The organism is Segeticoccus rhizosphaerae (assembly GCF_009192725.1).
Taxonomy (GTDB): domain Bacteria; phylum Actinomycetota; class Actinomycetes; order Actinomycetales; family Dermatophilaceae; genus Segeticoccus; species Segeticoccus rhizosphaerae.
Window position 1 is genome coordinate 1 of sequence record NZ_VOHR01000284.1, and the last position, 4,813, is coordinate 4,813.

The following is a 4,813-nucleotide window of genomic DNA, read 5'->3' on the forward strand; positions in this document are numbered from 1 at the left end:
CGGCTCCCCCCGGCAACGCAGCCGCGGTGCTCGAGGCGGGGGACCGTGCCGGCTCGTGCTGATGAGGCACCTGGCTGGCGGCGGCGACCCGGTCGCGGCGCGCTCGGCGCTGGCCCAGATCAGGGTGAGCCGCGCTGGTGCGGGTCGAGGACGAGCGGACTGCGGGTCAGCAGCACGACGCCCAGGACCATCACGGCCAGGCCGGCGGCACCGGCGGCGAGCGAACCCGGGTTGGTGCGCAGGCCCTGGCCGAACAACACCGTCGACAACAACAGGCCGGTCACCGGCTCGGCCAAGGTGAGGGCCGGGAGGGACGCGCTGAGATCGGCCGTGCTGAAGGCGTTCTGCGCGAAGGTGAGCCCGATGGCGGCGGCGCCGACCACGCTCCACAGTGGCCAGGAGACGAGCTGGGTGAGGAGTCCCTGCCCGAGCCGGCGGATCAGCTGCTGAGTGAGCACGTCCTGCATGCCGAACGTGGTACCGGCGGCCGCCGCCAGCATCAGTGCTCGCACGCGCGCCCGGCGATTGATGGCGAAGGCGACGATGAGCCCGACCACTACGGCGACGGCGCCACCGCCCAGCAGGATCGGCCATGCTCCGACGAGGACCGTGCCCGTCCGCTGCGGCCGATCGAGTCCGAGCAGCAGGGCCAGTCCCGCGATCATGCTGACCGCTCCGATCCAGTCGCCCCGCTGCAGCCGACGACGGCTCCACAGCGCACCGAGCGGCAGGGCGAAGAGCACGTTGGTGGCGAGGAGGGGTTCCACGACGACGAGGCTGCCGAGTCCGAGAGCGGTCGCGCCGAGCAGCTGGCCGCACACCATCGTGGCGATACCGGCCAGCCACATCGGTCGTCGCAACAGCACCAACAGCAGCCCGGGCCGCAGTGGGGCGCCGCTCGGCACTTCGGCGGCCTGGTGCTGCTGGAGCACGAATCTCAGGGCGAGGAGCATGGCAGCGGCGAGCCCGACCGCGATGACCACCTCAGCCTGCCGATCGTGGGCCATCCGGGCGCCGGTCCTCGCCCAGACCGATGTCCGGTTCCTGCCCCGACGATCCCACCTCGGAGGCGACATCGGAGCGGCTCAAGGTGAAGGTGCCCCAGGCCACCGCGGCGGCCGCGGCGATCTCGAGCACGATCCATCCGCCGCCGCGCACCTGCTCGGCGAACATGGTGACGCCGAGCAGGATGGCCACGACGGGATCCGCGAGGGTGACGCCCGGTTGCACCGCAACCAGGGTCCCGGCCTGCAGGCCCAGCTGCAGCAGAACCATGGCCGCGATCCCCGCCGCCGGCACCAGGTAGACCTCCCACCGGACGAGGATCGACCAGGTCAACCCCTCGGCGAGGGCGGCGGACATGAACACGGCGGTCAAGGCGATCGCCGCGGCCAGGACGGCCAGCAGCACGGTCAGCATGAGACCGACCGGCTCCCGTGGGCACACGGCAGTGCCGGCGTTGCCGCCGCACTGCTCCGGATACCCAACGGGTGATCACCGCCTCCGACGACCGGACCGCGTCCGGAAGGTCGTCGATCTCCTCGTGGTTACCCCCGCACGGACGACGAAACCTCGCACTGCCGTCGACGCCGTGCACCACCCGGGGCATGACGGTGCTTGGTTAGACTGCTCGGGCCGACGCCGTCGAGGGCGCGGCGACCAGCCCTCGTAGCTCAGCTGGATAGAGCAAGAGCCTTCTAATCTCTAGGTCGCAGGTTCGAGTCCTGCCGGGGGCGCCATCCACAGCGTCTTGGCCAAGGCGGGGCGCACCACGGCCTGGTTCGGGAGCGCGTCTGGTTGGGAGCGCAACCCACGCTGGCAAAGGTCCCCGAAAGAGCCCGCCAGGGCCCAAATCCTGCATCTTTGCCAGCGCGAGTTGCGATTCACCGGTGGTGTTCCGCGCCGCCCGCCCGCGGAAATCGACGCCGGCCGCGGCGACGACAGCGGCGAGACCGGGGAGGGGAGCGAAATGCTCCCGCCGAGGAGCCGCGGTGATCGACTCAGTGGGTGTGCGGGATCTCGCCGATGGCGCCCAGCATCAGCGTGGAGTGCGCGTAGGCTCCGCCGGCCCGCATCTCGGCGGCGACCCAGACCGCCTCCATGATCTGCTCGGGAGTCGCGCCCTTGGCCTTGGCCAGCTTGCTGTGCCCGGTGATGCAGTAGGGGCACTGCGTAGTGTGCGCGACCGCGACGGCGATCAGCTGCTTGGTCCGTTCGTCCAGCGCGCCCTCGGCGAAGGCCGCCTTGCTGAAGGCGTCCCAGGCCTCGGTGATCTCGGGTGTGAGCTCCCTGCGGCGCTCGGCCACGGCGGGCGTCGCCTTGGGGTAGAGGTCGTCCGCCATCACTTGGCTCCTGCCATGTCGGCGGGCAGGTCGAGGCCATCGAGACTGGCCGGATCGGAGCCGAGTCCGACCGCCAGCCGGTTCCAGCTGTTGATCGCGACGATCGCGAAGGTGAGTGCCGCAACCTCCTCCTGGCTGAACAGCGCAGCCACCGCGTCGTAGGCGGTGTCCGGTGCACCCCGCTCGCTGAGCAGGGTGAGCGTCTCGGCCCACTCCAGGGCGGCCCGTTCTCGCTCGGTGTAGAACGGCGCTTCACGCCAGCCGGCGACGGTGTCCAGCCGCGTCAGGCTCTCCCCGCGCGCACGCGCGTCGCGGTGGTGCATCGCCAGGCAGAACCCGCAGCCGTTGATCTCCGAGACCCTGATCCGGACCAGCTCGGCCAGCGCCGGCTCCAGCGACGTCTTGGCGAGCTCCTGCTCGAGCCGCGTGAGTGCGGCGACCCCCTTGGGAAACTTCTCGGCGTAGTTGACGCGTGTCATCGCGGCTGCCTCTCAGCTGACTCGGTGCGGACCCTCTGGCCCCCGACAACTCCATCCTCCCGCTGAAACTGCTCGCGGGAGAAGTGAAATAGCCCACTCGCCGGGGGCGGTGAGCTATCCGGCGACGCGCTTCTCGATGAGTCGGTCGATGCCGGCGAGGACCGCCTCGAGTCCGAACCGGAACTCGTCCTCGCCGCCGTCGTCGTCCTCGAGCGCTCCGGAGGCGAGTGCCGTCGCCAGGTGGGGAAACCGGTCGGGATCGAGCACCCGACGCATCCGCGCGGCGTAGCCGAACTCGCCCTGCTTCGCAGCCGGGGTGTCGAAAGCCCCCATCAGCTGGACCTGTCCACGGACGTAGACCTCGGCGAGCAACAGCGACGACAGCTTCTCCTGCTCGCTGAGCTCCGTGCTGTGCAGGGCGGTGAGGCCCTCCTCCAACCAACCAGTCAGGTTGGGGGTCAGCGGCGGCTCGCCCATCGGGATCTGCAGGATCCACGGGTGGCGGACCAGGGCCGCCCGGTTGGCCTCGCACCAGCGGATCAGCCATGGGCGCCACTGCGTGCGCGGCCCACCTGCCGGGGGCGCGCCATACGCCTCGTTGAGCATGGCCAGCACCAGGTCGTCCTTGGAGTCGACGTAGCGGTAGAGCGACATCGTGGTGAAGCCGAGCGTCGTGGCGACCTTGCTCATCGAGAGCGCGGCCAGTCCCTCCTCGTCGGCGATGCGCACCGCCGCCGCACCGATGTCGTGGATGGTCAGCGCGGGTCGTGGCCCACGGCGCTGTCGCTCGTCGATCCCCCACAGCAGGGCCATACCGCGGGGGAGCAGGTCGTCCTGCGTGCCGTCCATCGTGCCTCCCGGAGCGGGTGTGGAGCTCCACCGTATATGCCGTAGACAGATTCGCGGCACAGAGGTCATACTTCCGTCTACAGCATACACAGTGTATGTCGTACGCAGATGATGGAGACTCCTCATGACCGCCGTGACACCCATGCCATCCCCACCGCCCGGCGCGGGCGCCATCACCAGGGCGGGGCGCCGGGAGTGGATCGCCCTGACCGCGCTGATGCTGCCCCTGCTGCTGGTCTCGATGGACGTGTCGGTGCTCTACTTCGCCGTACCGTTCATCAGCGAGACGCTGGAGCCGACCAGCACCCAGCAGCTGTGGATCTTCGACGTCTACGGCTTCGTCCTGGCCGGCCTGCTCGTCACGATGGGTTCGTTGGGCGACCGCATCGGGCGGCGCCGGCTGCTCCTGATCGGCGCGACCGCCTTCGGCCTCGCCTCCGTCGCCGCCGCGTATGCCCCGAGCGCCGAGGCGCTCATCCTCGCCAGGGCGGTGCTCGGCGTGGCCGGAGCGACCCTGATGCCCTCCACGCTGGCGCTGCTGCGCAACCTCTTCCACGACCCCGGCCAGCGGGCCAAGGCCATTGCGATCTGGACCGCCGTGACGTCGGCCGGCGTGGCGGTCGGCCCGATCCTCAGCGGGATCCTGCTCGAGCACTTCTGGTGGGGCTCGGTCTTCCTCGTCAACACACCGGTGATGGTGATGCTGCTGGTCGTGGCGCCCTTCCTGATCCCCGAGTTCCGGGACCGGGCGGCCGGTCGCTTCGACCTGCTCAGCTCGCTGCTCTCACTCGCGGCCGTGCTGCCCGCCATCTACGGCGTCAAGCAGCTCGCGGCGCACGGGTTCGCGGTGTGGCCGGTCGTGAGCCTGTTGTGCGGGCTCGTGGTGGCGGGGCTCTTCGTGCGCCGGCAGCACGCGGCCACGCACCCGATGATCGACCTGCGGATCTTCCGGTCGCCCGGCGTCAGCGGTTCCCTGGTGGCCAACCTCACCGCCATGTTCGCCCTGGTCGGCTTCGCCATCTTCACGACGCAGTACCTCCAGTCCGTGCTCGGGATGAGTCCCCTGCGGGCCGCGCTGTGGAGCGTCGTGCCGTCCCTCGCCGTGGCGGGCGCGGCGCCGGTCGCGGTGCAGCTCGGCGCGCG

Annotated in this window: 6 protein-coding genes and 1 tRNA gene; 2 read left to right on the forward strand and 5 right to left on the reverse strand. The window is 70.5% G+C overall.

Features of this window, described 5'->3' with window-relative positions:
* Nucleotides 1-119 precede the first annotated feature (119 nt).
* Nucleotides 120-1,007: a DMT family transporter gene (locus tag FRW57_RS17275; protein WP_152186573.1), complete on the reverse strand. Its 888-nt coding sequence runs from the start codon at nt 1,005-1,007 to the stop codon at nt 120-122.
* Nucleotides 985-1,419: a DMT family protein gene (locus FRW57_RS17280; protein ID WP_152186574.1), complete on the reverse strand. Its 435-nt coding sequence runs from the start codon at nt 1,417-1,419 to the stop codon at nt 985-987. The genes FRW57_RS17275 and FRW57_RS17280 overlap by 23 nt, the downstream gene beginning before the upstream one ends.
* Nucleotides 1,420-1,662: 243 nt before the next feature.
* Here FRW57_RS17280 and FRW57_RS17285 point away from each other — a divergent pair.
* Nucleotides 1,663-1,739: transfer RNA gene (locus FRW57_RS17285), tRNA-Arg, on the forward strand.
* Nucleotides 1,740-2,000: 261 nt separating this feature from the next.
* On the opposite strand, the gene FRW57_RS17290 is transcribed toward FRW57_RS17285, so the two are convergent.
* From FRW57_RS17290 to FRW57_RS17300, 3 genes are all read right to left on the reverse strand, one after another.
* On the reverse strand, nt 2,001-2,342 hold the full coding sequence (locus FRW57_RS17290) for a carboxymuconolactone decarboxylase family protein (RefSeq protein ID WP_137122340.1): 342 nt from the start codon (nt 2,340-2,342) through the stop codon (nt 2,001-2,003).
* A complete protein-coding gene (locus tag FRW57_RS17295; RefSeq protein ID WP_137122339.1) occupies nt 2,342-2,821 on the reverse strand; it encodes a carboxymuconolactone decarboxylase family protein in 480 nt (159 codons plus the stop codon). The genes FRW57_RS17290 and FRW57_RS17295 overlap by 1 nt, the downstream gene beginning before the upstream one ends.
* 114 nt (nt 2,822-2,935) lie before the next feature.
* Entirely contained in the window at nt 2,936-3,670 is a 735-nt protein-coding gene (locus FRW57_RS17300; protein ID WP_203230389.1) for a TetR/AcrR family transcriptional regulator, read from the reverse strand.
* A 124-nt stretch (nt 3,671-3,794) separates the two neighbouring features.
* Here FRW57_RS17300 and FRW57_RS17305 point away from each other — a divergent pair.
* Nucleotides 3,795-4,813: MFS transporter (locus tag FRW57_RS17305; RefSeq protein WP_152186575.1), on the forward strand; the 1,019-nt coding region annotated here is incomplete at its 3' end.